Raw genomic sequence first — 25,267 nt, forward strand, 5'->3', positions numbered from 1 at the left:
CTCGGGCGCCGGACGGGGTGCCAGGGGCGGCGCGCGGGGCTATACATGCCTGCGGCCCGGGGGCAGGGTCAAGCAGGGTCGGCGCGGCCGAGCGGGGCCGCGTGCGGGTTATCGGCAGGGAAGGGCTATTCGGATGCTACGGGGGCTTATCAGAGGGGCGACGACGGCGGCCGGAGTGTCGGCGATCGTGCTGGCCGGCGCGTCGCTGATCGCGCCCACGGCGAGGCAGGGGCCGCAGCCCCTGGTCGGCGCGCCGGGCGCGCGGCCCGAGCCGCCTGCGATGGCGGAGGTCGAGCGGACCGCCCCCGCCCGGCCCGAGGCCTTGCCGGAACGGGCGCCGCCCGAGGCGCAGGCGGCGGAGCCCGCGACCGACGAGGCCGTGGAGCTCGCCATCCCGGCGGGGAGCCAGTTCAACCGCCCGCGCGAGGATTTCCAGCCCGTCGCCCCGGATGCGGGAGAGGCCGCGCGCGGCTTCGCCTCGGCGCCGGTCTCGCGGCCCGCGGCCGAGGGGCCGGTGGCGGCGCCCGCGCCCGACACCTCCAGCGGGGCGGCGCCGGTGCCGGGCACCGTGGTCGCGGGGGTCCTCGTGCCCGAGGCGGGCGAGGCGCCGGCGCTGCCCGCCCCGGTCGAGGAGACCGCGCCGCGGACGTTCCGGGAGGTGGTGCCGATCGGGGAGGCGCCGGAGGACGCCTCCCTCGACACGCGCGTGCCGGACGCGCCGGAGGACGAGGCGGCGCGCGTGGTGTCGGAAACATTGCCGGCCGAAACCGGGTCCGGCCCGGCCGCGGGGTCGGAGGCTCCGGTCGTGCTCGAGGGCGTGGGGCAGGCCCCGGCGAGCGGCGGGCCTTCGGCCGGGGAGACACCCGCGCTGCCTGTCGAACGGGTCGAGGCCGCGCCGCGCGGTTTTTCGGAGGAGGCGCCCGCGGGCGGCGCACTGGACGTGCAGGCTGTCATCGACACGGGTTCGGCCGCGCCGCTGGCGGAGACGGGGTCGGAGGCTCCGGTCGTGCTCGAGGGCGTGGGGCAGGCCCCGGCGGGCGGCGGACCTTCGGCGGGCGAGACACCCGTGCTGCCTGTCGAACGGGCCGAGGCCGCGCCGCGCAGCCGGTCGGAAGAAGCGCCAGCCGGCGGTGCCCCGGACGTGCTGGCCGCCATCGACACCGGCCCGGCCGAGCCGCTGGCCGGGCCGCCCGCGGTCGCGGAGCGCGTCGGCGCGACCGAGGCGCCTCTCCCGGCCGACGGGGCGGACCTTGCAGGCGCCGCGACGGGGTCCGATCTGCCCGCCGGGGGAACCGCGCCGCGCCTCTCCGCCGCGCCCGGGACGGAGGCGGCGATCCCGGCGGAGGAGCCCCCGGCCGGGGCGCCCGCCGTGCTGGAACGGATCTCGGTGCCCGCCGCGCTTTCCCCCGGATCGCGTCCCGAGCCGGCCCCCGCCTTCCGGGACGGGCCGGTCGAGCGCGGAGCGGAAGGGGCGGCCGATGCGCCGGTGCGGGTCGTGCCGCGGCGCATCCTGCTCGACAGCGCGCGTGAGCCCTCGGTGGCGCCCGCGGCCGAGCCGGCCCCCGCCCCGGGCGGCGGGCGCGCGCTGACGGAGCAGGCGGCGGCCTTCGAGAACCCGGACGGCAAGCCGCTCTTCTCGGTCGTGCTCATCGACGATCCCGAGGGCGGGGTGTCGCGCAGCGCGCTGCTCGCGCTCGACATGCCGCTGACCTTCGCCGTCGACCCGGCGCGGCCCGACGCGGCCGAGGTCGCGCAGGCCTATCGGGAGGCCGGGCACGAGGTGCTGATGCTGGCCGAGGGGCTGCCGGTCGCGGGCGCGCCGGGCGAGATCGCGGCCGCGGTGCTGGACGCGCAGGCGGCGCTGCCGCAGGCGGTGGGGGTGCTCGACCGCCGCTCCGACGGGTTCGTGCGCAACGGGACGGCCCTGTCGGCGCTGGTGCCGCCGATGGCCGAGGCGGGGCTGGGCCTCGTCGGCTATGGCGGCGGGCTGGGCGACGGGCTGGACCGCGCCGAGCGCGAGGGCGTGCCCTCGGAGGCCGTCTATCGCGTCGTCGACGAGGGCGGGGAGCGGGCGACGGTGCTGACCCGCTATCTCGACCGCGCCACCTTCGAGGCTGCGGAGACGGGGCAGGTCATCGTGGTCGGGCGGACCCGGCCCGCGATGGTGACGGCGCTGCTGTCCTGGTCGCTGGGGCGGCGGGCGGACACGGTCGCGCTGGCGCCGGTGAGCGCGGTGCTGCTGGCGTCGGAGAGCGGTTTCTAGGGCGCAGGCGCGGCGCTCCGTCAATCTGAACGACAGGCGGAGCGGCCGGGATGCGCCCGCGTCAGCCCGCGACGGCGGGCAGGTCGATCTGCGCGACCTGTTCGGAGATAGGCTCGACCGACAGGGGATGCGTCTCCCGGTCATGGTCCGAAGGGTTGCCGATCGGCTGCCAGCGGCGTTCCTTGTAGATCTCCAGCGCCTTGAAATGGGCCTTGTAGCCCATCTTCGGCGAGCCCGGGACCCAGTAGCCGAGATAGACATAGGGCAGCCCCGCCTCGCGGGCGATCTCGACATGATCGAGGATGATATGGGTGCCGAGACTGTCCTGCGGCACGTCGGGGTCGTAGAAGGAATAGACCATCGACAGCCCGTCATCGAGCACGTCGGTCAGACACACGGCCCGCAGCTTCGACGCCGCGCGGCCATCGGCGGGGTCCGCCGCATCGTCCCAGTATTCGATGACGCGGGTGCGGATCGGGGTCTCCTCGATCATCGCGGCGAACTCGAAGATGTCCATGTCCGCCATGCCGCCATCGGCATGCCGCCGCTCCAGATAGTGGCGGAAGAGCGCGAACTGCGCCTCGGTCGCCCAGGGCGAGTTGACCTCGCGCCGGAGCTTCGCGTTGCGGCGCAGCACCTTGCGCTGCGACCGGCTGGGCGCGAAGTCGGCCACGCGGATGCGCGCCGACAGGCAGGCCGCGCAGTCCGAGCAGGACGGGCGGTAGAGCACGTTCTGAGATCGCCGGAAGCCCTGCTTCGACAGCTTGTCGTTCAGATCCGCCGCGCCGGAGCCCTGCAGCGCGGTGAACAGCTTGCGCTCCCTCCGGCCGGGGAGGTAGGGGCAGGCCTGTGGCGCCGTCACGTAGAATTGCGGCGTCAGCGGCAGGCTGTGGCGCATGGCGGGGGTCCTCGGTGTTTTCGGGAGCCTAGCCGGAGGCCGCCGCAGGTCAATCGGTTTTGCGGCGAGGATGCGGCGGGTTCCGCCGGTTCCGCCGCCCGATCCTGCAAGATCCGGCCCGAAAGGGCCGGATTGTCCGTCGGTTGCGGATGGGGGCTCAGGACGGGCGGTTGATTGCCGCCGTGCCCATCACGAGGTCGGTCAGCCCCTGGCGCCGGTCTGTCACCAGCATCGCCGCGACCGAGCCCAGCGCCGGCAGCAGGAAGGAGATCGACGCGTAGTAGCCGATCACGTGCAGCAGCGCCGTCGGCCCGTCGAAGCGGCGGCCGTGATGGTCGCGCAGTTCCACGCCCATCAGGCGCATGCCCCAGGTCGCCGAGCGGTTCGCCAGCGTCGTCACCCGGTAGAGCGCACCGACCGCCAGCGAGGCGATGGGCCAGAGGAACCAGGCGAGCGACAGCGTCACGATGCCCAGCAGGAAGGTGGCGAAGGTGATGAGCAGGACGTCGACCACCCAGGCCAGGCCGCGCTTGACGACGATGCCGTCGTAGAATTCCGGCTGGTGATGGGGGTCGGGCAGGCCTGTGGCGCTGCGGGCGTCAAGAAAGGTCATGGCTCCCTCGGGGTGAATGCGGGTGGCGGGCCGGCCCCCGAAGGGGCCGGCGGCGGGCTCAGGCGTCGACGGTCGTGTCGTCGGAGCCGGAGCGCCGGGCGCGGTCGTTCATGAACTGGTCGAACTCGGCCTTGTCCTTGGCCTCGCGCAGGCGCTGCAGATAGGCCTCGAAGGCTTCCTGCTCTTCTTCCAGGCGGCGCAGCGTGTCCGCCTTGTAGCTGTCGAAGGCGGCGTTGCCCGAGGAGCGCATGCGGGTCATCGTGCCGCGGGCGCGGCGCGAGCCGCAGGTCATCGAGGTTCCGGTGCGGTTGAACATGCGCTTGCTCCAGATCATGTAGGCGAGAAGGGCGAGGCCTGCGGGCCAGAAGAAGATGAAGCCCAGGACCATCAGGGCAATCCAGGCGCCCTTGCCGCGCTCGTCGAGCCAGGCTTCGGTGCGGGTGAACCAATTGCCGCGCGGCATCTCGGCATAGGCGGGGGAATGGGTCATCGGCAATCTCCGTTCGGGTTGGATGTGAATTCCTTTCACATGAGGGAAGATGGGAAGGCTCCGGGGAGGGACAAGGGGGGCGGGGCGAAAAAAGTTAAGCGGGTTTACATCCCGGGGCGATGGTCGCTCCGGCGCCCGACCGGAAGCTCCCACGATCGGGGGCGTCTCCGGCCCGGAATGGCTGCGAGGAAGGCGGCCGGAGGTTCCGGAGCGGGATCGGCTCCCCGGTCGTCTATGCGTCCTCCGCCTCCGTCGAAAGATGCTCCCGCAAAATGTGCCTGTAGAGGCCGATGCCGAGGCGCGAGACCTGGCCCGACTGTTCGTCGCCGTCGAGCGCTCCGAAGCCGCGCAGGTCGCGATCCGCGCGCGAGATGCGGAAGCCGCCGCCCAGACCTGAGATCCCGGTGAAGGTCTTCAACCGCGCGACCGCCCCGCTTTCCTCGTCGTGAAGGTCCAGCCCAGTCAGCAGCAGCATCTTCGCCTGCAGGTCGCTCCGCCCGATCCGTCCGCGCAGCTGGTGGAGCTGCGACAGGCCGAAAAGCTCCGCGTCGTAGACGACCATCGTGTTGGCGCGCGGGTTGTCGAGCCCGTTCTCGACGATGGCCGTCGACAGCAGCACGTCGACGCGGCCCTCGGCGAAGGCGAGCGTCTGCGTCTCCAGCTCCGCCTCGGAGAGTTGGCCATGGGCGACGGCATGGCTGATCCCGTCCAGGGCGTCGAGCCGGGCGTCGATCCGCTCCAGCCCCTCGATCCGGGGCGCGACGACATAGACCTGCCCGCCGCGCGCGACCTCTTCGGTCACGGCCTCGCGCAGCAGATCGTCGGAGGGCGCGGCGATTCGCGTCTCGACCGGGCGGCGCGCCTTCGGCGGCTCGGCCAGGACCGAGACGTCGAGCAGCCCGACCTCCGCCGCGGCGAGCGACCGGGGGATCGGCGTCGCCGTCATGCCGAGAAGGTGGCAGCCAGGCGCGAGCGCCGAGAGCGCCGCCTTCTGCTCGCGCCCGAACTTCTGCTCCTCGTCGACGATCACCAGCGCGAGGTTGTCGAAGGCGATCTCCTCGGAGAGCAGCGCCGAGGTGCCGACGACCATCCGCGCCTCGCCCGAGGCGATGCGGGCGCGGGCCTCGGCGCTCTCGGACGCGGAGGAGAGGCGCGACAGCTCCACCACCTCCGCGCCGATCTCCTTGAGGCGGCTGCGCATCCCGTCGAAATGCTGACGTGCCAGAACCGTCGTCGGCGCGGCCATCGCGACCTGGTGGCCGGCGAGGATGCAGGCCGCCGCGGCGCGCACCGCGATCTCGGTCTTGCCGAAGCCGACATCGCCGATCACCAGCCGGTTCATCGGCACGTCCCGGGCGAGGTCCGCCAGCGTGGCGGCGATGGCGCGGGCCTGGTCCTCCGTCTCCTCGTGGGGGAAGGTCTCGGCAAAGCGCGTCATCGCGGCCTCGTCCGGGCGGAGGGGCCGGGCGTCATGGGCGTGCCGCGCGCGATGTTCCTCGAGCAGGTGGCCCGCATGGTCCCGCAGCTCGGCGATCATCTCGTCGCGCCGCGCGATCCAGTCACCCGCATCCAGCCGGTCGAGCGTCACGTCGCCTGCGGGCGCGCCATAGGGCCAGAAGTCCCGGCCCTCGATCGCGGGCAGCATCAGCTTGCCGCCGTTGCGGTAGACGAAGACGGCGAGGCGCTGGGTGACGCCCTCGACCTCCAGCTCGGTCTCGCCGTCGTAGCTGGCGAGCCCGTGCTCGAAATGGACGACGGCGTCACCCGGCTGGACGGGGCCGGCGCCGAAGAGAAGGTCGCGGTCGCGGTCGCTGAGGGTCTGGGTCATCGGGCGCGGTCCCTGAGGCTGCACCGGGGAACGCGCCGGACGGAAAATCGTTGCGTGGACGCAGCGTCAGTAGCCGCGCCAGATCCAGCCGCCGCCGAAGACGCGGGTGCCGTCCATGTCGTAGAAGACGCAGGCCTGGCCCGGAGAGACGCCTTCCTCGGGCGTCAGCAACTCGACCTCCGCCGTCCCGTCGGCCTTGGGCCGCAGGATCGCCTCGCGGGGCGGGCGGGTGGAGCGGACCTTGACGCCAATGTGCCATTCCGGGCGCGAGTCGAGCGGTTCATCGCCCAGCCAGTTGATCTCCCGCAGGGGGACCAGCCGTGTGGCGAGATGCGATTTCGGGCCGACGACGACCTGCCGTGCCTCGGGATCCAGCTTCACGACATAGAGCGGCTCGGTCAGCCCACCGATGCCGAGGCCCTTCCGCTGGCCGATCGTGTAGCGGATCACGCCATCATGGCGGCCGAGCTCACGCCCCTCGACGTCGACGATGGCGCCCGGCTCGCCCGCGCCGGGGCGCAGCTTCTCGATCACGGCGGCATAGTCGCCGTTCGGCACGAAGCAGATGTCCTGGCTGTCGGGCTTGTCGGCCACCGGCAGCCCGTAGCGCTGCGCCAGCGCCCGGGTCGCGGCCTTGTCGGGCAGGTGGCCCAGCGGAAAGCGCAGGTAGTCGAGCTGCTCCGCCGTGGTCGAGAACAGGAAATAGGACTGGTCGCGCACCGGGTCGGCGGCGCGATGCAACTCGGGGCCGTGCGAGCCGAGCTGGCGCTGGATGTAATGGCCGGTCGCCATGCAGTCGGCGTCGAGATCCTTCGCCGTCTCGAGCAGGTCGCGGAACTTCACCCGCTCATTGCAGCGGATGCAGGGCACGGGAGTCGCGCCGCCCAGATAGCTGTCGGCAAACTCGTCGATGACGGCGTCGCGGAAGGTGTTCTCGTAGTCGAGCACGTAATGCGGAAAGCCCATCGTCTCGGCCACGCGGCGCGCGTCGTGGATGTCGCGGCCCGCGCAGCAGGCGCCCTTTTTCGCAAGCGCCGCGCCGTGGTCGTAGAGCTGCAGCGTCACGCCGACGACGTCATAGCCTTCCTCGGCAAGCTGTGCGGCCACGACCGAACTATCGACGCCGCCCGACATGGCGACCACGACCCGCGTATCGGCGGGCGCCTTGGGCAGGCCAAGGGAATTGAGCGAGCTGTCGAGCATGGGGCGGGCCTTTCGCGTGCGCGTCCCGATATAGGAAAAGTCGAACTATTCTCAAGCACCCGCTTCACCCCCGCTTAACGCCCGCGCGGGACATAGGACCGCAGGCGCAACAAGGAGGTGAAGGTCATGTATCTCAGGAAGGGGCCGGGTCCGCGCGTCGTCACCCTGCCCGACGGGACCCAGATGTCGCGGGCCGACCTGCCGCCCGCGGGCACGACCCGATGGGTCGCGCGCCGCAAGGCGCTGGTCGTGATGGGGATCGAATCGGGGCTCATGACCCTTGAAGAGGCGATGGAGCGCTATGAACTCTCGGAAGAGGAATACGCCGCCTGGGCCGCGGCGGTGTCCCGTCACGGGACGGAAGGCCTGAAAACCACGCTGCTGCAGCAGTTCCGCCAGGGCTGAGGTTGCGGATTTCGGCCAGAGGTTCATGGTAACCTAAAGTTAACGTTTTGGCGTCAAGGTTGACGAAGTCCCACGCCGCGCCTGGAGCAAGCCATGCGAATTCTGCTCGTCGAAGACGATCCCACGACCTCGAAGAGCATCGAACTGATGCTCGGATCTGCCAATCTGAACGTTTACTCCACCGACATGGGGGAGGAGGGGATCGATCTCGCGCGGTTGTATGACTACGACCTGATCCTGCTGGACCTGAACCTGCCGGACATGAACGGGCACGAGGTCCTCAAGCAGCTTCGGCTCAGCCGGATCGAGACCCCGATCCTGATCCTGTCGGGCTCGGACGACACCGAGAACAAGATCAAGGGCTTCGGCTTCGGCGCGGACGACTACATGACCAAGCCCTTCCACCGGGACGAGCTGGTCGCGCGCATCCACGCCATCGTCCGGCGGTCGAAGGGACATTCGCAATCGGTGATCCGCACCGGCCAGGTCGAGGTCAATCTGGACGCGAAGTCGGTCGAGGTCGACGGGCGGGCCGTCCATCTGACCGGCAAGGAATACCAGATGCTGGAGCTGCTGTCGCTGCGCAAGGGGACGACGCTCACCAAGGAGATGTTCCTCAACCACCTTTACGGCGGCATGGACGAGCCGGAGCTGAAGATCATCGACGTCTTCATCTGCAAGCTGCGCAAGAAGCTTTCCGAGGCGACCGGCGGCGAGACGCATATCGAGACGGTCTGGGGCCGCGGCTACGTGCTGCGCGACCCGCAGGTCACCACCGGCGGAAACCGGGGACTGATGTCCGCCTGAAGGCGCGCGGTCGAATCGCTGGAAAGGCGGGACCGCGACCCATATCACCCTTCTAAGCGCGACGTGCGGGAGGGCGAGGTGACGGCCGAGCAGGATATCGAGACGCTGGACGCCGCCGCGGCCGAGGCCGAGCTCGCAAGGCTCGCGGGGCTACTCGGCGCGGCCAACCGGGCTTATCACGCCGAGGACGCGCCCGAGATTTCGGATGCGGAATACGATGCGCTCAAGCGCCGGAACGCCGCCATCGAGGCGCGGTTTCCCGCGCTCAAGCGCCCCGACAGCCCCAGCGACCAGGTCGGCGCCGCGCCGGCGGAAGGGTTCGGCAAGGTCGCGCACGAGGTGCGGATGCTGTCGCTCGGCAACGCCTTCGCCGCCGAGGAGGTGGTCGAGTTCGACGCCCGCATCCGCCGCTATCTCGGCCTCGGCCCGGAGGCACCGCTGGCCTATACCGCCGAGCCGAAGATCGACGGCCTGTCGCTTTCGGTCCGCTACGAGGGGGGGCAGCTCGTGCGCGGGGCCACGCGCGGCGACGGCGAGATCGGCGAGGACGTCACCGGCAACGTCCGCACCGTCGCCGACATCCCCGACCGGCTGGAGGGCGCGCCGGAGGTGCTGGAGGTCCGGGGCGAGATCTACATGTCCCATGCCGACTTCGCCGCGCTGAACGCCCGGCAGGCGGAAGCCGGCGGCAAGGTCTTCGCCAATCCGCGCAACGCCGCCGCCGGCTCGCTGCGCCAGCTCGACGCGGAGATCACGCGCAGCCGGCCGCTGCGGTTCTTCGCCTATGCCTGGGGCACGACCTCCGAGCCCTTGGCCGACACCCAGTCCGGCGCGCTGGCCCGCCTGAAGGCGCTGGGCTTCCGGACCAACCCCGAGACCACGCTCGCCGAGGGCCCGGCGGCGCTGATTGCCCGCTACGACGACATCGCCGCGCGGCGGGCGGAGCTGGGCTACGACATCGACGGCGTCGTCTACAAGGTCGACGATCTGGCACTGCAGGCGCGGCTGGGCTTTCGCTCGACGACGCCGCGCTGGGCCATCGCGCACAAGTTCCCGGCCGAGACGGCCTGGACCCGCCTTCTCGGCATCGACATCAATGTCGGCCGCACCGGCGCGCTGAGCCCGATCGCGCGGCTGGAGCCGGTGACGGTGGGCGGCGTCGTCGTGTCCAATGCGACGCTCCACAACGAGGACTACATCGCCGGGCGCGCCTCGGACGGGATGCCGATCCGCGGCGGTGCGGACCTGCGCATCGGCGACCGGGTCGAGGTCTATCGCGCCGGCGACGTCATCCCCAAGTTGCGCGACGTCGACCTGTCCGCGCGGCCGCCCGACGCCACGCCCTTCGCCTTCCCCGAGGCCTGTCCCGATTGCGGTAGCCCTGCCACCCGCGAGCCGGGCGAGAGCGTGCGGCGCTGCACCGGCGGTCTGATCTGTCCCGCCCAGCGGGTCGCACGGCTGAAACACCTCGTCTCGCGCGGCGCACTGGATGTCGACGGCCTGGGCGACAAGGAGGTCGAGCGCTTCCACGAACTGGGTTGGGTCCGCGCCCCCGCCGATATCTTCACGCTGCAGGCGCGGCACGGCAGCGGGTTGCAGACTGTCGCGAACCTCGAAGGCTGGGGCGAGACCTCGGCCGCGAACCTCTTCTCCGCCATCGAGGCGGCCCGGTCCCAACCCCTGGCCAAGGTGCTGTTCGCGCTGGGCATCCGCCACCTGGGCGAGGTCGCGGGCCGCGACCTGGCGCGGCACTTCCAGGGCTGGGACGCCTTCGCCGCCGCCGTCGACGCCGCGGCCCCCGCCGCCGCCCGCCACCGCGTCGCCGAGGAGGCGGTGCTGGCCGAACGGGCGCAGGCCGCCGAGGAAGGCCGCCGCGCCCGGATCTCCGAGGCGCGTGCCGCCGCCTGGGCCGAGGTGCCCGAGGCAGCCCGCGCCGCCTGGGACGACCTGACCGGCATCGACGGCATCGGCGCGACGCTGGCGCTGGCGCTCTGCGACGCGATGTCCTCCGAACAGGAGCGCAGGGCCATCGACGCGCTGGTCGCGGAGCTCGACATCTCCGCCCCCGAGAAGGTCGCGGAGGCCAGCCCGGTCGCGGGCAAGACCATCGTCTTCACCGGCACGCTGGAGCGGATGACCCGCGCCGAGGCCAAGGCACGGGCCGAGGCGCTGGGGGCGAAGGTCTCGGGCTCGGTCTCGGCCAAGACCGATCTCGTCGTGGCGGGGCCGGGGGCGGGCTCGAAGGGCGCCAAGGCCGAGGCGCTGGGCATCGAGATGATCGACGAGGACGGCTGGCTCGCCCTGATCGGCGCATGAGCGGACGGCCCGAGCCGCTGTTCCCGCTCTTCGCCGGTATCGAGACGCTGCCGGGGGTCGGCCCGAAGACCGCGAAGCTGCTGGCGAACCTGCAGATCGCGACGCCGCGCGACCTGATCTTCACCCTGCCGGTCGGCGGGGTGGACCGGACGCCGGTCGCGTCGATCCGCGACGCGGCGATCCCCGGCATCGTCACCGTGCCGGTCACGGTCGGGCGCCACATCCCGCCGGCCACGCGCGGCCGCCCCTACCGGATCGAGGTCGAGGACGCGAAGACCAGCTTCCAGGTCGTCTATTTCCGCGGCTCCGCCGACCTGCACGCCCGGACGCTGCCGACGGGGCAGCGGCGCATCCTGTCCGGCAAGGTCGAACTCTATGACGGCGTGGGACAGATGCCGCATCCCGACCATGTCCTGACCGAGGCCGAGATACTGCCCGCCTATGAGCCGGTCTATCCGCTGACGGCCGGCGTGACGGGGCGCGTGATGGCGAAGGCGGCGGCGGCGGCGCTGACCCGGGTGCCGCCGCTGGAGGAATGGATCGACGCGCATCTGCTGAAGGACAAGGGCTGGCCGGGCTTCGTCGAGGCCCTTCAGGCCGCGCATCATCCCGAAGGCGCGAAGGATCTGGCCGCCACCGCGCCCGCGCGGCAGCGGCTGGCCTATGACGAGCTCTTCGCGCACCAGCTGACGCTGGCGCTGGCGCGGGCGCGCGACCGGGCGCGCAGCGGGGTCGTGACCGAGGGGGACGGGCGGCTGCGGCGGCGGGTGCTGGAACGGCTGCCGTTCCAGCCGACGGGCGCACAGATGCGGGCCATCGACGAGATCGCAGGCGACATGGCCGCGCCGCGGCGGATGAACCGGCTGCTGCAGGGCGATGTCGGCGCGGGCAAGACGCTGGTCGCGCTGATGGCGCTGCTGACCGCGGTCGAGGCCGGCGGGCAGGGCGTGATGATGGCGCCGACCGAGATCCTCGCGCGCCAGCATGCGGCGGGATTGCGCCCCCTGGCCGAGGCGGCCGGTGTCGTGCTGGAGGTGCTGACCGGGCGCGACAAGGGGGCGGAGCGGGCGGCGAAGCTGGAGGCGCTGGCCTCCGGCGCGATCCGGATCCTCGTGGGCACCCACGCCGTGTTCCAGCGGGACGTGACCTTCGCCGACCTGCGCCTCGCCGTGATCGACGAGCAGCATCGCTTCGGCGTCCGCCAGCGGCTGCTGCTGGGCGAGAAGAACGCGCGCACCGACGTGCTGGTCATGACGGCGACGCCGATCCCGCGCTCGCTGGCGCTGACGCAATATGGCGACATGGACCTGAGCGTGCTGGACGAAAAGCCGCCGGGGCGCACGCCGATCACCACCTCGGCGGTGCCGGTCACGCGGATGGACGACGTGATCGCGCGGCTGCGCAAGGCGGTGGCTGAGGGGCGGCAGGCCTATTGGGTCTGCCCGCTGGTCGAGGAATCGGAGGTGGCCGACCTGACCTCTGCGGAGGAGCGGTTCCGCGCGCTGCGGGCGGCGCTGGGCGAGGGCGTGGTCGGGCTGATCCACGGGCAGATGCCGCCCGCCGAGAAGGACGCGGCGATGGCCGACTTCGTCGCCGGGCGCACCAGCGTGCTGGTGGCGACGACCGTGATCGAGGTCGGCGTCGATGTGCCCAACGCCTCGATCATGGTCATCGAACGGGCCGAGACCTTCGGGCTCGCCCAACTGCACCAGCTGCGCGGCCGGGTCGGGCGCGGGGCGGCGGCCTCGACCTGCCTGCTGATGTTCAAGCCCCCGCTGGGCCAGACGGCGGAGGCGCGGCTGCGCGTCCTGCGCGAGAGCGAGGACGGATTCCGCATCTCCGAGGAGGATCTGGCGCTGCGCGGGGCGGGGGATGTGCTCGGCACCGCGCAATCAGGCCTGCCGCGCTTCCGGATCGCCGACCTGGAGCGGCAGGCGGGCCTGATGGAGCTGGCCAGCCGAGACGCCCGCGCCCTGCTGGCGGCCGATCCCGCGCTGGAGGGCGCGCGGGGCCGGGCCGCCCGGATGCTGCTGTGGCTGACCGAGCAGGACCGGGCGCTGCGGCTGCTGTCGGTCGGGTGAACGGCGCCCGACCCGGAATATTCCCGATCCGTTCTTACAAAGTTCTTTACAGATCGTTCCTGGTCTGGAACAAAAGAGAAACAGGAGCAGCAAGCGAAGAGGACCGAACATGGCCCGCAGGTTCACGAAGACAGTCGAATTTCTTGCGGAGGAGCCGGTGCTCGACGTGCTGGGCGGCATCTGGCTCGTGACGCTTCTCGTCGGCCTGCTGCATCTGCCCACCTTTCTGGCCTGACCGCCCGCCGTTCCATCCGTTCGCCCCGCTGCCGGGGCGGGTTCCGAAATCTGCCCGCATCCCCGTTGCCCCGGCTCTTCCCCGGAGCCGCCCGTCCGGCGCCCGCCCGTCCCCGCGGCGCGTCCGATCCCGAAGGCCTCTGACACCTTCGACCCGGCGACACCGGATGCACCTCTCCCGCCGCCTCCGCCCCCGGAGCGCGGCGGTTTTTTTCGTGCCGGGTCAGCGCGCCGACGTCTCGCGATAGCCCATGCGCAGGCCACCCCAATGGCGCCCCTCGATCGTGATCGGCACCGAGATGTCCTTCATCATCACGAAGCCCTCGGCCCCCATGTCGCGGCGATAGACCTGCAGCAGGAAGGGGGCGCGGTTGGCGCCCGCCTTGCGGCCCGCGCGGTCCGAGAAGATGCGGCGGTTGCGGCAATGCGCCGTGTTCCAGGCCGGATCGGGGCCAGGCGGGTGCGAGAACTTGAGGTTGTGGGTCGGGATGTAGCCGTTGCGGTCGCAGATGGCGCAGAAGATCACGGCAGGATCGAAGTTCAGCGCCTCCTCCAGCAGGGCCTGGACCGTATGGTCGGTGAAGCGCGCGAAGGGCGTCTCGTGCTGGACCGGGTTGCTGCCCGGGATCGGGACGTAGTCGAAGGTGAAGAGATCGGCGCGCGAGATCAGGCCGCCGGCCAGCCCCGCGCTCATCGCCTGCTGCACCCGCGCGGCCATCCTGCGGACATGGGCGATGAAGCGGTGGTCGGGGCCGTCGTCTTCCTGGCTCACGGCCCGCTGCAGCAGGGTCTCGCAGGTGTCCATCATGCGGCTGGCGCGTTCGCGGGCCTGGTGGACCTCGGTCGCGACGGCCTGGGCGGTGGCGCCGATCGCGTCGTAGATCGGCTGCGCCGTCTGGTTGTCGGCGTCGAGCGCGTTCATCGACTTTTCGACCGCCGCGATGGAGGTTCGGGCGCGCGTCATCTCCTCGGCGATCGCGCGGACGACGCGGCTGGTCTCGTCGGCGCCGGCGATGCCGGCCTCGAAGTCGGCGGCATAGCGCTCCGAATCGTCGCGCATGGCGCGGGTCCAGTCGTCGAGCGATTCGATCGAATTGGAGATGCCGCCCGCAGCCTCGGCGGTCTTGCGCGACAGCTCGTTGATGGCCTCGGCCACGATGGCGAAGCCGCGGCCCGCATCGCCCGCCCGCGCCGCCTCGATCGAGGCGTTGACGGCCAGAATGTTCACCTGCCGCGCGATGCGTGCGATCTGGGAGTTCGCGCCCACGACCTCGTGCAGCACCCGTTCCAGGTCGTAGGTGCGCGACGAGATGCCGGTGCCCCATTCGCCCAGCCGCCGGAAGCGGTCGGCATTGGCCGAGATCGATTCGAGCTTGCCCGCGGCGGTCCTCTCCGTCTCCTGCGCGGCGGCGGAGAGGCGCTGCATGTCGGCCCCCACCTCGGCGATGGCGCGGCTGATGCGGTCGCCGGCGGCGCGCAGGGTCTTCAGGTCCGCGAGATTGGTGCCGGTCCGATCCTCCAGCCCGTCGAGGAAGGCGAGGATCTCGACGATGAGATAGCCGAGAGGCACGATCTCCGGGGCAAGTCCCCGCGGCACGGCAGGGCGCTGCTCGGCAAGGACCGCGTTCCGTGTCATGTCTCGGCCCCTCTCGGCGACTCCAGGCTTCGCCGGGCCTAGCAGAGCCTCCGTTACGGAGCGGTTAAGGCTCTGTCGGAAAGCGACTCGAGCGCCTCGACCGTCGCGTCCAGCGCCAGCAGGATCGAGGCGTGGCGGTTGCGGTAGTCGCGGGCGGGGGTCAGCACCTCCAGCCCGTCGAAGGGGGCGTCGGGGGCGGGCCCGCCCTCGCGCAGCATGGCGCGCAGCTGGTCGCGGGCCGTCCGCACCTCGGCCAGGTCGCGGCCGATCATCGCGCGCCCCGAGACCGAGGCCGAGGCCTGGCCCAGCGCACAGGCCTTCACGTCCTGCGCATAGCGCGAGATCCGCCCGTCCTTCAGGTCCAGCGACACCGTCACCGTCGAGCCGCAGAGCGGCGAGCGCTTGCGCACCGTGGCCTGTGGCGCGTCGAGCGGGGCGGTCGCGGGCATGTCGGCGGCCAGTTCCAGGATGCGGCCGGAATAGAGCTTGATGAGGTCTGCATCGGCCATCGCGGGTTCCTTTCGGCGTCTCGCCTCCTTAGGTAGCGACGCGACCGCGTCTTGCAAAGGTGGCCTCATGTCCTTCGACCCTGCGACCTTGTGCTATGACGACCGCGGGCTGATCCCCTGCATCGCCCAGGCCGAAGGCTCCGGCGAGGTGCTGATGCTGGCCTGGATGAACGCCGAAGCCGTGGCGCGGACGCTTTCGACGAAGCGCGTCACCTACTGGTCGCGCTCGCGCCAGGCGTTCTGGGTCAAGGGCGAGACCTCGGGCCATGTGCAGGAGCTGGTCGACCTGCGCGTCGATTGCGACCGCGACTGCCTGCTCGCCGTCGTCCGCCAGACCGGCCCCGCCTGCCACACCGGGCGGCGATCCTGCTTCTACACCTCGGTGACCGAGGGCGAGCGGGAGCTTATGTCGCCCCTCGCCTGACCGCGGCGCATCGCCCCTCGACGCCGTCCCCCCTTGAACCGTTAGCGCTAACGAGGCATTGGGACGGCGAAGGGAGACATGCCATGCCGCTCGACGCCCGCATCGACCGTATTACCGAGACGATCCGCGAAAGGTCCCACCAGTCCCGCTCCTCCTACCTCGCGCGGATGCGCGCCCAGGCCGAGGAGGGGCCGCGCCGCGCCCATCTCGACTGCGGCAACCAGGCCCATGCCTATGCCGCGATGGGGGATCAGAAGGACGACCTCGTCGCCGACCGCGTCCCGAATATCGGGATTGTCACCGCCTATAACGACATGCTGAGCGCGCATCAGCCGTTCAAGGACTACCCCGACCGCATCAAGGCCGCCGCCCGCGCCGCGGGCGCCACCGCGCAGGTCGCGGGCGGCGTGCCCGCGATGTGCGACGGCGTCACGCAGGGGCAGAACGGGATGGAGCTGTCGCTCTTCTCCCGCGACGTGATCGCGCTGGCGACCGGCGTGGCGCTCAGCCACAACACCTTCGACTCGGCGCTCTATCTGGGCATCTGCGACAAGATCGTGCCGGGCCTCGTGATCGCGGCGGCGACCTTCGGCTACCTGCCGGGCATCTTCGTACCCGCCGGGCCGATGACCTCCGGGCTGCCCAACGACGAGAAGGCGCGGGTGCGCCGCGAATTCGCGCAGGGCAAGATCGGCCGGGCGGAGCTGATGGAGGCCGAGATGGCCTCCTATCACGGGCCGGGCACCTGCACCTTCTACGGAACGGCCAATTCCAACCAGATGCTGATGGAGTTCATGGGACTGCACCTGCCCGGCGCCTCCTTCGTGAACCCCGGCACGCCCTTGCGCGACGCGCTGACGGACGAGGCCGCGCGCCGCGCGACCGAGATCACCGCGCTGGGCAACGCCTTCACGCCGGTCTGCGACGTGCTGGACGAGAAGGCCTGGGTCAACGGCTTGGTCGGCCTGATGGCGACCGGGGGCTCGACCAACCTCGTGCTGCACATGATCGCCATGGCCCGCGCGTCGGGGGTGCAGCTTACTTGCGCCGATTTCGACGCGGTCTCCGAGACGACTCCGCTGATGGCGCGAGTCTATCCGAACGGCCTCGCGGACGTGAACCACTTCCACGCAGCGGGCGGGCTGCCCTACATGATCGGCCATCTGCTCGAGGCAGGGCTCCTGCACGAGGACGTGCAGACCGTCGCGGGGCAGGGGCTTTCGGCATACGCGACCGAGCCGAAGCTCAAGGGCGACCGCCTCCTGTGGGAGCCGGGGCCGCGCGAAAGCCAGAACGACAAGATCCTTCGCCCACCCCACGACCCCTTCGCGCCGACCGGCGGCCTCCGTCAGATGCGCGGCAACCTCGGCCTGGGCGTCACCAAGATCAGCGCCGTCGATGCCGAGCATCACGTGATCGAGGCGCCCTGCGCCGTCTTCCACAGCCAGGCGGAGGTGAAGGCCGCCTTCAAGGCGGGGGAGCTGAACCGCGACGTGATCGTCGTGCTGCGCTTCCAGGGACCGAAGGCGAACGGCATGCCCGAGCTGCACGCCCTGACGCCGGCGCTGTCGGTGCTGCAACAGAAGGGCTTCAAGGTTGCGCTGGTGACCGACGGGCGCATGTCTGGCGCCTCGGGCAAGGTGCCCTCGGCGATCCATGTCGCACCCGAGGCGCTGGACGGCGGGCTCATCGGCAAGCTCTGGGACGGCGACGTGATCCGCTACGACGCCACCACCGGAGAGCTGTCCTGCCTGACCGAGGGCGTCGAGGATCGCGAACCGGCCGCGCCGGACCTGTCGGGGAACGCCTACGGCATCGGGCGCGAGTTGTTCGAGGTCTTCCGCCAGACGGCCGGCCGCGCCGATCAGGGCGCGGGCGTCGTCGTCTGAGACCTGCCGCCCCGGGCCCGGCCCGGGGCGCGCGCCAGCTTGAACCTGCACGGGCCAGGCCCGAAGATCGCCCGGAATTCGCAAGGACCCGCCATGACCCCAGCCGACCAGTCCCGCGCCGCCCGCGACATCGCCGCGCGCGCCCCCGTGATTCCCGTTCTCGTCCTGGACGACCCCGCGCAGGCCGCGCCGCTGGCCGAGGCGCTCGTCGCCGGCGGCCTGCCCGCGCTGGAGGTGACGCTGCGCACCCCCGCGGCGCTCGACTGCATCCGCGCGATGGCGGCGGTGCCGGGCGGGATCGTCGGCGCCGGGACCCTGCTCACGCCCGAGGACGTGAAGGCCGCCAAGGCGGCGGGCGCCACCTTCGGCGTGTCCCCCGGCGCGACCGACCGGCTGCTTCAGGCCTGTGCCGACGAGGGCCTGCCGCTCCTGCCCGGCGCGGCCACCGCGACCGAGGCGATGGCGCTGCTGGAAAAGGGCTTCGACATGCTCAAGTTCTTCCCCGCCGAAGCCTCGGGCGGGGCGCCCGCCCTCAAGGCCATCGGCGCGCCGATCCCGCAGATCGCGTGGTGCCCGACCGGCGGGGTGAGCCCGGCGAACAAGGCCGACTACCTGTCGCTGGCGAACGTGGTCTGCGTCGGCGGCTCCTGGGTGGCGCCGAAGGACCTGATGGCGGCGGGCGACTGGGCCGGGATCGAGGCGCTGGCGCGGGAGGCCGCGGCCCGCTGAGCCGCTCCGGGAGCCGCGTTCCCCGCCGGGGGTCCGGGGGGCGTCCCCCGGCCCCTCCGCCAGGCGCGCGGCCGGATCTGCGTCGGACCGAAATCAGACCTGGATCCGACCCGGATCACCTGTGGATTCCGGCCCGAACTTGCGGCCCATCGTGCCTCGTGCCACTCCGCTCGCGACCCGGGGAGAAGGACCCGAAATGCCCATCCGCGTGACCCATGTCGGGTCCCTGCCGCGCAGCCAGGCGACGGTCGACATGATCTTCGCGCGGGAGCGTGGGGAGCCCTACGACCAGACTGCATTCAACGCGCAGATGACCTCCGCCTGCTCCGAAACGGTGCGCCGGCAGGTCGAGGCCGGGGTCGATATCGTCTCGGACGGAGAGACCTCCAAGATCAGCTACGCGACCTACGTCAAGGACCGCTACACCGGCTTCTCGGGCGAATCCCCACGCAACGCCCCCGCCGACCTGAAGCTTTTCCCAACCTTTCTCAAACGTTTGTCGCAAGAGGGCAGCAGCCCGAAATTTGCCCGCCCGATGTGCACGGGCGAGGTGCGGTCGAAGGGGCAGGGGGAGCTTCTGACCGATATCGCCAACCTCAAGGCGGCCATGGCCGCGCATGGCGCGGCCGAGGGCTTCATGAACGCGGCCTCGCCGGGGGTGATCTCGCTGTTCCTCCAGAACGACTTCTACCCGACCCGCGACGCCTATCTCGCCGCCCTCTCGGACGCGATGCGGGAGGAATACCGCACCATCGTCGACAGCGGCCTCTACCTCCAGCTCGACTGCCCCGATCTGGCCTTGTCCCGCCACATGCTCTTCGCCAATCTGTCCGACGCGGAGTTCCTGAAGATCGCCGCCAGCCATGTCGAGGCGCTGAACGCCGCGCTCGACGGCATCGACCCCGAGCGCGTGCGCGTCCATATCTGCTGGGGCAACTACGAGGGCCCGCATGTCTGCGACATCCCGATGGACAAGGTCTTCTCGACCTTCCTGTCGGTGAACGCCTCGCAGCTTCTGTTCGAGACCTCGAATCCGCGCCACGCCCATGAATGGCAGGTCTTCCGCGACCGCGCCTCCGAGATTCCCGAGGACAAGGTGCTGGTCCCGGGCGTGATCGACTCGACCACCAACTTCGTCGAGCATCCCGAAGTCGTCGCCGAACGCCTGGGCCGCTTCGCCGCCATCGTCGGCCCGGACCGCGTCATCGCCGGCAGCGATTGCGGCTTCGGCACCTTCGCGGGCTTCGGCGCGGTGGACCCGGACATCGCCTATGCCAAGCTCGCCAGCCTGGCCGAGGGCGCCGCGCTGGCCAGCTCCCGCGCCTGAGGCGCCGCCTCAGCGGCGCGAGGTGGCGCGGTTGCGCTGGGCCTGGACCGCGATGGTGCTGATGCCGGCAAGATCCTGAAGCGAAAGGACCCTTCCCGCCAGCACCTCGCGCGAGGGCTGGGTGCCCACAGGGCGCGGTTCCGGCGGGGGAAGCAGGCGGAACTCGAGCAGCAGGACAGAAGGCTCTTCTGTCGGAACCCGGACGAGATCCGCGTCCCAGTAGCCCTGGGTCGGCGGCAGCCCGACGGCCGAGACGATGGCGCCGCCCGGCGTGGGCGCGATCTCCAGCGAGACGATCTGGTCGACCAGCGGCTCGCCCGCGACGGCGCGCAGCTCGTCCAGCGCCGCCTCGCTGCCGCCGCCGAAGAAATCGAAGCCGCGGATGCCGCCTCCCGCGCGCTCGCCGTCGCCGGTGCCCCCGCCGCAGGCCGTCAGCGCCGCCACGGCCAGCCCGGCCGTCAGTCTCGCTCCGATCCCCATCTCGTCCCACTCCTCATCGCCGCCCGTGGGCTAGCCCATCGCGCGCGGCATGGGAAGCCGCTGGACGGCATCGCCCTCCGCGCCTACCTCAGGCGGCGAAAGGGGGCCCCATGGCGCAAGAGAAATTCGAGGAGCTGGTCGAGACCTTCGAGTTCCTGGAGGATTGGGAGGACCGCTATCGCCATGTCATCGACATGGGGAAGGCCTTCCCGCCGCTCGACGACGCGCTGAAGGTGCCCGCGACGAAGGTCGACGGCTGCGCCAGCCAGGTCTGGCTGCATCCCCGGATCGAAGGGCAAGGCCCCGGCGCGGTCTTCGACTTCGCGGGCGAGTCGGATGCGATGATCGTGCGCGGGCTGATCGCCGTGCTGCACGATCTCTATGGCGGGTTGCCGGTGTCGGAGGTCGGCGCCGTCGACGCCCCGGCCGAGCTCGGCCGTCTCGGGCTGGACGAGCACCTCTCCTCACAGCGGTCCAACGGGCTGCGCGCCATGGTGCAGCGCATCCGCAAGGTCGCGGCCGAGTCGGCGGGATAAGCCAAAAAAAAGGCCGGACGCGAAGTCCGGCCAAGTCCAACAGGGAGGTGAAGGGGTGCGGTGCACCGCTTCGGAAGCTCAGATACGAAGCGCAATGCCTTCGGACAAGGCAGAAACTGAACGATTCGGTGCAACCCTGCTATGCGTCCGTTGCAGGGCTCAGCCGCTCCGTTCCTGGCGGGCGCGGCGGTAGGCGACCACCTCCTCGACCACGAAGTCGCGGAACGCCTCCACCCGGCGCGAGCCGCGCAGTTCTTCCGGGAAGGCCAGGAAGACCGGGACGATGTTCGACTCGGTATTCGGCAGGACCCTGACGAGGTTCGGGAAATCCTGCTGGAGATAGTCCGGCAGCACGCCCACCCCGAGGTTCGACAGCGTCGCTTGCAGCACCCCGAAATAGTTGTTCACCGTCAGCGTCCGCCCGATCGGATAGCTCATCAGCTCCCGCACGAGCGTGGCGCCAGCCGATACCTGCGTCGCCGAGACATGCTGGCAAATCAGCCGATGCTGGGCGAGGTCTTCGGGTCCAGCCGGGACCCCGTTCTCGGCGATGTACTCGGGCGTCGCGAAAAGCTGCATCCGCACGTCCATCAGCCGCTTGCGCACGAGGTCGGCCTGCGACGGCTCCTTCAGGCGGATGGCGACGTCGGCCTCGCGCATGGGCAGGTCGAGCACACGCTCCTCAAGCATCAGATCGAGGCTCAGGTCGGGGAACTTGGCATAGAGCTTGGGCAGACGCGGGGCGAGCCAGATCGAGCCGAAGCCGATGGTCGTCGTCACCCGCAGGTTGCCGAACACCTCCTCCTCGCTGTCGCGGATGCGGGCGGCGGCGGCGTCGAGCCGCTTGGTCATGTGCTGCGTCGCGTCGAACAGAAGCTCGCCCTGCTCGGTCAGGATCAGCCCGCGGGCGTGGCGGTGGAAGAGCGTCGTGTCGAGCGCTTCCTCCAGCGCGCGGATCTGCCGCGAGACCGCCGATTGCGAGAGATGCAGGATGTCACCTGCGTGGGTCAGCGACCCCGCATCGGCGACGGCGTGGAAGATGCGCAGCTTGTCCCAGTCCATGAGGCGAATCCCCGGCTCCCGCGCGTCTGCTTCGCATAGAAGGCGGCTCACGATAAGCTGTGGCGTCAAAGAAATGTCTTTATAGGTCAGCAAATGTGACCTATATATCCGATCAGGAGGACCACCCCATGCGTCAAGACGTTTCCCTGCATGATCGCTACGACCTTGAGAAGGAACAGGTTCTGCTGAACGGCACGCAGGCGCTGGTGCGCCTGATGCTGATGCAGAAGGAGCGGGACCGCCGCGCCGGGCTGAACACCGCCGGTTACGTGACGGGCTATCGCGGCTCGCCGCTGGGCGGCGTCGATCTGAACATGGCGAAGGCGCAGAAGGTGCTGGAGGCGAACGACATCGTCTTCAAGCCGGGCCTCAACGAGGACCTCGCCGTCACCGCCCATTGGGGCGCGCAGCAGGCGGAGCTGCGCGGCGAGGGCAAGTATGACGGCGTCTTCGGCCTCTGGTACGGGAAGGGCCCGGGGGTGGACCGCTCGGGCGACGCGATGCGGCATGTCAACATGGCCGGCACCTCGAAGCATGGCGGCGTGCTGATGGCGATGGGCGACGACCATACCGGCGAAAGCTCCACCACCTGTCACCAGTCCGACTGGGCGCTGGTCGACGTGCACATGCCGGTGCTGAGCCCCGCCGGCGTGCAGGAGATCCTGGACTACGGCATCTACGGCTATGCGCTGAGCCGCTATTCCGGCCTCTGGGTCGGCATCAAGACGATGAAGGACACGGTCGAGGTGACCTCGGTCGTCGACGGCCGCCCCGACCGGCAGAGCTTCGTCATCCCCGACTACCCGATCCCCGAAGGCGGGCTGAACATCCGCCTCAACGACCACTGGATCCCGCAGGAGGAGCGTCTGCTCGGCCACAAACGCTGGGCCGCCGAGGCGTTCAGCCACGCCAACGGCATCGACAAGCGGATGCACGGGAAACCCGGCGCCAAGATCGGCTTCGTCAGCCACGGCAAGAACTGGCTCGACCTCGTGCATGCGATGGGGCTGCTGGGCCTGGACGATGCGGAATGCCAGCGGCTGGGGATCACGACCTACAAGGTCGGCCAGACCTGGCCCATGGACATGAAGGGCCTGCACGACTGGGCCGAGGGGCTGGAGCTGATCGTCTGCGTCGAGGAGAAGCGCAAGCTGCTCGAGGTGCAGGTCAAGGAGGCGATCTTCGACGACCGCCACGGTCGCCGCGTCTACGGCTACAAGGACGGAGCCGGGAACCGCCTGTTTCCGCAGAGCTTCGCGCTGGACCCGACCGACATCGCCGAGAAGCTGGGCCGCGTCCTCAAGGAAGAGGGCCGGATGACCGACCGCATGGAGGCGGGGCTGGCGCGGATCGGAGAGGTGCGCCGCTCCGACAACGCCTCCGAGATCGCGGTCCGGACGCCTTGGTTCTGCTCCGGCTGCCCGCACAACACCTCGACCAAGGTGCCCGAGGGCGCGCGCGCGGGCGCGGGCATCGGCTGCCACGTCATGGCGCTGTGGATGGACCGCTCGACGGAAGGTTACACCCATATGGGCGCCGAAGGCGTGAACTGGGTGGGCGAGTCGCTGTTCTCCAAGCGCAAGCACGTCTTCCAGAACCTGGGCGAGGGCACCTACAACCACTCTGGCATCCTCGCCATCCGCGCGGCCTTGGCCGCCGGGACGAACATCACCTACAAGATCCTCTACAACGACGCCGTCGCGATGACCGGCGGCCAGCACAACGAGGGCGACCTCCGGCCCGAGCAGATCGCGAAGGAGCTGCAGGCGATGGGGGTGAAGACCATCTCCGTCGTCTATGACGAGAAGGAGGACGTTGACAGATCGAAGTTCCCCGCCGGGCTCGACTGGCACGAGCGCGAGGATATGCCCAAGGTCCAGGAGAAGATGCAGCAGGTCGAGGGCGTCAGCGCCATCCTCTACATCCAGACCTGCGCCGCCGAGAAGCGCCGCCGTCGCAAGCGCGGGCTGTTCCCGGACCCGGACCGGCGCATCTTCATCAACACCGATGTCTGCGAGGGCTGCGGCGATTGCGGCGTGCAGTCGAACTGCGTCTCGATCGTGCCGGTCGAGACCGAGTTCGGCACCAAGCGCGCCATCGACCAGTCGACCTGCAACAAGGATTACAGCTGCGTCAACGGCTTCTGCCCCTCCTTCGTGTCGATCGAGGGGGCGAAGCTGAAGAAGGCGGCCACGCAGTCCGTCGACTTGCCCGACATGGCCGAGCCGGACCTGCCCGCCATCGACGGCACCTGGAACACGGTCATCACCGGCGTCGGCGGGACCGGCGTCGTGACCATCGGTGCCGTGATGGCCATGGCCGCCCATCTCGACGGCAAGGGCGCCGGGCTGATGGAGATGGCAGGGCTCGCGCAGAAGGGCGGGGCCGTGGCGCTGCATTGCCGGCTGGCGGAGAAGCCGTCAGATATCAGCGCGATCCGTGTCGCCCTCGGCGAATGCGACGCGCTGATCGGCGGCGACCTGGTGGTCAGCGCGGGGGCCAAGACGCTGTCGCTCACCTCCACCGGTCGCACCGGCGCCGTGGTCAACGCGCACGAGATCGTCACCGGCGAGTTCACCCGTAACGCCGACTTCAAGCTGCCCGCCGACCGGCTGCAGCTGTCGCTTCAGGCGCGGCTGCGCGACCGGCTGACGATGTTCGACGCCTCGGCCCTGGCCGAGGCGCTTCTGGGCGACACGATCTTCTCGAACATGATGATCCTGGGCGCCGCCTGGCAGAAGGGCCTCGTGCCCCTGTCTCACGAGGCGATCCTGAAGGCGGTGGAGCTGAACGGCGCCGCCGTCGAGAAGAACCAGCGCGCCTTCGAGATCGGGCGCTGGGCCGTGCTGCATCCCGAGGACGCGGCGAACGTGACCGCGGACAAGGTGATCAAGCTGCCCGAGACGCTGGAGGCAAAGATCGCCATCCGGGTCGAGCACCTGACGGCCTACCAGTCGAAGCGCTACGCCCGCCGCTACCGGCAGATGCTGGATGGCATCGCCGATCCCCGCCTGCGCGAGGCGGTCGCGAAGGGCTATCACAAGCTGCTGGCCTACAAGGACGAGTACGAGGTCGCGCGGCTGCTGCAATCGACCCGCGACAAGGCGCGCGCCGCCTTCGACGGCGACCTGAAGCTGACCTATCACCTGGCGCCGCCGATGCTGACGAAGGAGGGCCCGGACGGCCGCCCGAGGAAGCGCGCCTTCGGCGAGTGGATCGAGCGCGCCTATCCGCTGCTCGCGCGCTTCAAGGGGCTGCGCGGCACGCCTTTCGACCCCTTCGGGCGCACGGCGGAGCGAAAGATGGAGCGTGCGCTGATCGCGCAATACGAGGCCGACATGGCCGAGGCGCTGGGCAAGGCGACCCCGGCGACGATGGAGGCGGTCGTCGCGCTGGCCGAACTTCCGCTCCAGATCCGGGGCTTCGGACCGGTGAAGGCGGCGAACGAGGCGAAGGCGGCGAAGCGGCGTGAGGAGCTGCTTTCGGTCATCTGGGCGGGCGGGGCGCCCCTGTCGCGGGCGGCGGAGTAAGAGGGAG

Annotated in this window: 21 protein-coding genes; 12 read left to right on the forward strand and 9 right to left on the reverse strand. The window is 70.6% G+C overall.

What is annotated here, in order from left to right; all coding sequences use genetic code 11:
• Nucleotides 1–175 precede the first annotated feature (175 nt).
• Complete coding sequence (locus tag DR046_RS10670) at nucleotides 176–2,263, forward strand: divergent polysaccharide deacetylase family protein (protein WP_135227289.1); 2,088 nt, start codon at nucleotides 176–178, stop codon at nucleotides 2,261–2,263.
• Nucleotides 2,264–2,324: 61 nt separating this feature from the next.
• Here the strand turns inward: DR046_RS10670 and DR046_RS10675 are convergent, their stop codons facing one another.
• The 5 genes from DR046_RS10675 to mnmA all read right to left on the reverse strand — a co-directional run bounded on the left by DR046_RS10675 (nucleotide 2,325) and on the right by mnmA (nucleotide 7,295).
• A complete protein-coding gene (locus DR046_RS10675) occupies nucleotides 2,325–3,161 on the reverse strand; it encodes an arginyltransferase (RefSeq protein WP_115382370.1) in 837 nt (278 codons plus the stop codon).
• A gap of 157 nt (nucleotides 3,162–3,318) precedes the next feature.
• A complete protein-coding gene (locus DR046_RS10680) occupies nucleotides 3,319–3,774 on the reverse strand; it encodes an RDD family protein (protein WP_115382371.1) in 456 nt (151 codons plus the stop codon).
• Between the two features lie 58 nt (nucleotides 3,775–3,832).
• The gene (locus DR046_RS10685) at nucleotides 3,833–4,264 is read right to left on the reverse strand and encodes a DUF2852 domain-containing protein (protein WP_115382372.1); all 432 of its coding nucleotides are present in this window, start codon (nucleotides 4,262–4,264) and stop codon (nucleotides 3,833–3,835) included.
• A gap of 232 nt (nucleotides 4,265–4,496) precedes the next feature.
• Complete coding sequence (locus DR046_RS10690) at nucleotides 4,497–6,092, reverse strand: DEAD/DEAH box helicase (protein ID WP_115382373.1); 1,596 nt, start codon at nucleotides 6,090–6,092, stop codon at nucleotides 4,497–4,499.
• Nucleotides 6,093–6,158: 66 nt separating this feature from the next.
• On the reverse strand, nucleotides 6,159–7,295 hold the full coding sequence (gene mnmA / locus DR046_RS10695; RefSeq protein ID WP_115382374.1) for a tRNA 2-thiouridine(34) synthase MnmA: 1,137 nt from the start codon (nucleotides 7,293–7,295) through the stop codon (nucleotides 6,159–6,161).
• Between the two features lie 126 nt (nucleotides 7,296–7,421).
• Between mnmA and sciP the strand changes: the two genes are divergently transcribed.
• The 5 genes from sciP to DR046_RS24625 all read left to right on the forward strand — a co-directional run bounded on the left by sciP (nucleotide 7,422) and on the right by DR046_RS24625 (nucleotide 13,139).
• Complete coding sequence (gene sciP / locus DR046_RS10700; RefSeq protein WP_115382375.1) at nucleotides 7,422–7,700, forward strand: CtrA inhibitor SciP; 279 nt, start codon at nucleotides 7,422–7,424, stop codon at nucleotides 7,698–7,700.
• A 93-nt stretch (nucleotides 7,701–7,793) separates the two neighbouring features.
• Nucleotides 7,794–8,507 carry a response regulator transcription factor CtrA gene (ctrA, locus tag DR046_RS10705; protein ID WP_115382376.1) on the forward strand — a complete coding sequence of 238 codons (714 nt, stop codon included), beginning with the start codon at nucleotides 7,794–7,796 and terminating at the stop codon, nucleotides 8,505–8,507.
• Nucleotides 8,508–8,585: 78 nt separating this feature from the next.
• Nucleotides 8,586–10,823, forward strand: a complete 2,238-nt coding sequence (gene ligA / locus DR046_RS10710) for an NAD-dependent DNA ligase LigA (RefSeq protein ID WP_245190904.1) — start codon at nucleotides 8,586–8,588, stop codon at nucleotides 10,821–10,823.
• Complete coding sequence (gene recG, locus DR046_RS10715; protein ID WP_115382377.1) at nucleotides 10,820–12,904, forward strand: ATP-dependent DNA helicase RecG; 2,085 nt, start codon at nucleotides 10,820–10,822, stop codon at nucleotides 12,902–12,904. Before ligA ends, recG begins: the two co-directional genes overlap by 4 nt.
• A 109-nt stretch (nucleotides 12,905–13,013) precedes the next feature.
• A complete protein-coding gene (locus tag DR046_RS24625) occupies nucleotides 13,014–13,139 on the forward strand; it encodes a hypothetical protein (RefSeq protein ID WP_280652834.1) in 126 nt (41 codons plus the stop codon).
• A gap of 222 nt (nucleotides 13,140–13,361) precedes the next feature.
• Here DR046_RS24625 and DR046_RS10720 read toward each other — a convergent pair whose 3' ends face one another.
• Both DR046_RS10720 and DR046_RS10725 read right to left on the reverse strand, forming a co-directional pair.
• Nucleotides 13,362–14,774, reverse strand: a complete 1,413-nt coding sequence (locus DR046_RS10720; RefSeq protein ID WP_115382378.1) for a methyl-accepting chemotaxis protein — start codon at nucleotides 14,772–14,774, stop codon at nucleotides 13,362–13,364.
• A gap of 53 nt (nucleotides 14,775–14,827) precedes the next feature.
• The gene (locus tag DR046_RS10725) at nucleotides 14,828–15,283 is read right to left on the reverse strand and encodes an iron-sulfur cluster assembly scaffold protein (RefSeq protein ID WP_115382379.1); all 456 of its coding nucleotides are present in this window, start codon (nucleotides 15,281–15,283) and stop codon (nucleotides 14,828–14,830) included.
• A gap of 67 nt (nucleotides 15,284–15,350) precedes the next feature.
• Between DR046_RS10725 and hisI the strand changes: the two genes are divergently transcribed.
• The 4 genes from hisI to DR046_RS10745 all read left to right on the forward strand — a co-directional run bounded on the left by hisI (nucleotide 15,351) and on the right by DR046_RS10745 (nucleotide 19,652).
• Nucleotides 15,351–15,707 (forward strand): phosphoribosyl-AMP cyclohydrolase, encoded by a 357-nt coding sequence (hisI, locus tag DR046_RS10730; RefSeq protein WP_115382380.1) that lies wholly within the window; start codon nucleotides 15,351–15,353, stop codon nucleotides 15,705–15,707.
• A gap of 83 nt (nucleotides 15,708–15,790) precedes the next feature.
• On the forward strand, nucleotides 15,791–17,596 hold the full coding sequence (edd, locus tag DR046_RS10735; protein WP_115382381.1) for a phosphogluconate dehydratase: 1,806 nt from the start codon (nucleotides 15,791–15,793) through the stop codon (nucleotides 17,594–17,596).
• A gap of 93 nt (nucleotides 17,597–17,689) precedes the next feature.
• Entirely contained in the window at nucleotides 17,690–18,325 is a 636-nt protein-coding gene (eda, locus tag DR046_RS10740) for a bifunctional 4-hydroxy-2-oxoglutarate aldolase/2-dehydro-3-deoxy-phosphogluconate aldolase (RefSeq protein WP_115382382.1), read from the forward strand.
• Nucleotides 18,326–18,521: 196 nt separating this feature from the next.
• Entirely contained in the window at nucleotides 18,522–19,652 is a 1,131-nt protein-coding gene (locus DR046_RS10745) for a cobalamin-independent methionine synthase II family protein (RefSeq protein ID WP_115382383.1), read from the forward strand.
• A gap of 9 nt (nucleotides 19,653–19,661) precedes the next feature.
• On the opposite strand, the gene DR046_RS10750 is transcribed toward DR046_RS10745, so the two are convergent.
• Nucleotides 19,662–20,132, reverse strand: a complete 471-nt coding sequence (locus DR046_RS10750; protein ID WP_115382384.1) for a hypothetical protein — start codon at nucleotides 20,130–20,132, stop codon at nucleotides 19,662–19,664.
• A gap of 110 nt (nucleotides 20,133–20,242) precedes the next feature.
• Between DR046_RS10750 and DR046_RS10755 the strand changes: the two genes are divergently transcribed.
• A complete protein-coding gene (locus DR046_RS10755; protein ID WP_115382385.1) occupies nucleotides 20,243–20,668 on the forward strand; it encodes a SufE family protein in 426 nt (141 codons plus the stop codon).
• Between the two features lie 159 nt (nucleotides 20,669–20,827).
• Here DR046_RS10755 and DR046_RS10760 read toward each other — a convergent pair whose 3' ends face one another.
• On the reverse strand, nucleotides 20,828–21,730 hold the full coding sequence (locus DR046_RS10760) for a LysR family transcriptional regulator (protein WP_115382386.1): 903 nt from the start codon (nucleotides 21,728–21,730) through the stop codon (nucleotides 20,828–20,830).
• Nucleotides 21,731–21,858: 128 nt separating this feature from the next.
• Between DR046_RS10760 and DR046_RS10765 the strand changes: the two genes are divergently transcribed.
• Nucleotides 21,859–25,260 (forward strand): indolepyruvate ferredoxin oxidoreductase family protein, encoded by a 3,402-nt coding sequence (locus tag DR046_RS10765; RefSeq protein WP_115382387.1) that lies wholly within the window; start codon nucleotides 21,859–21,861, stop codon nucleotides 25,258–25,260.
• Nucleotides 25,261–25,267 lie beyond the last annotated feature (7 nt).

The sequence above is a fragment of the Jannaschia formosa genome (assembly GCF_003340555.1).
GTDB classification, from domain to species: Bacteria; Pseudomonadota; Alphaproteobacteria; order Rhodobacterales; family Rhodobacteraceae; genus Jannaschia; species Jannaschia formosa.

Bases quoted from the DNA above. Each gene is read 5' to 3' on its own strand.
- DR046_RS10675 (WP_115382370.1), bottom strand. From the start codon at position 3,161: ATGCGCCACAGCCTGCCGCTGACGCCGCAATTCTACGTGACGGCGCCA.
- DR046_RS10680 (WP_115382371.1), bottom strand. From the start codon at position 3,774: ATGACCTTTCTTGACGCCCGCAGCGCCACAGGCCTGCCCGACCCCCAT.
- DR046_RS10685 (WP_115382372.1), bottom strand. From the start codon at position 4,264: ATGACCCATTCCCCCGCCTATGCCGAGATGCCGCGCGGCAATTGGTTC.
- DR046_RS10690 (WP_115382373.1), bottom strand. From the start codon at position 6,092: ATGACCCAGACCCTCAGCGACCGCGACCGCGACCTTCTCTTCGGCGCC.
- mnmA (WP_115382374.1), bottom strand. From the start codon at position 7,295: ATGCTCGACAGCTCGCTCAATTCCCTTGGCCTGCCCAAGGCGCCCGCC.
- sciP (WP_115382375.1), top strand. From the start codon at position 7,422: ATGTATCTCAGGAAGGGGCCGGGTCCGCGCGTCGTCACCCTGCCCGAC.
- ctrA (WP_115382376.1), top strand. From the start codon at position 7,794: ATGCGAATTCTGCTCGTCGAAGACGATCCCACGACCTCGAAGAGCATC.
- recG (WP_115382377.1), top strand. From the start codon at position 10,820: ATGAGCGGACGGCCCGAGCCGCTGTTCCCGCTCTTCGCCGGTATCGAG.
- DR046_RS24625 (WP_280652834.1), top strand. From the start codon at position 13,014: ATGGCCCGCAGGTTCACGAAGACAGTCGAATTTCTTGCGGAGGAGCCG.
- DR046_RS10720 (WP_115382378.1), bottom strand. From the start codon at position 14,774: ATGACACGGAACGCGGTCCTTGCCGAGCAGCGCCCTGCCGTGCCGCGG.
- DR046_RS10725 (WP_115382379.1), bottom strand. From the start codon at position 15,283: ATGGCCGATGCAGACCTCATCAAGCTCTATTCCGGCCGCATCCTGGAA.
- hisI (WP_115382380.1), top strand. From the start codon at position 15,351: ATGTCCTTCGACCCTGCGACCTTGTGCTATGACGACCGCGGGCTGATC.
- edd (WP_115382381.1), top strand. From the start codon at position 15,791: ATGCCGCTCGACGCCCGCATCGACCGTATTACCGAGACGATCCGCGAA.
- eda (WP_115382382.1), top strand. From the start codon at position 17,690: ATGACCCCAGCCGACCAGTCCCGCGCCGCCCGCGACATCGCCGCGCGC.
- DR046_RS10745 (WP_115382383.1), top strand. From the start codon at position 18,522: ATGCCCATCCGCGTGACCCATGTCGGGTCCCTGCCGCGCAGCCAGGCG.
- DR046_RS10750 (WP_115382384.1), bottom strand. From the start codon at position 20,132: ATGGGGATCGGAGCGAGACTGACGGCCGGGCTGGCCGTGGCGGCGCTG.
- DR046_RS10755 (WP_115382385.1), top strand. From the start codon at position 20,243: ATGGCGCAAGAGAAATTCGAGGAGCTGGTCGAGACCTTCGAGTTCCTG.
- DR046_RS10760 (WP_115382386.1), bottom strand. From the start codon at position 21,730: ATGGACTGGGACAAGCTGCGCATCTTCCACGCCGTCGCCGATGCGGGG.
- DR046_RS10765 (WP_115382387.1), top strand. From the start codon at position 21,859: ATGCGTCAAGACGTTTCCCTGCATGATCGCTACGACCTTGAGAAGGAA.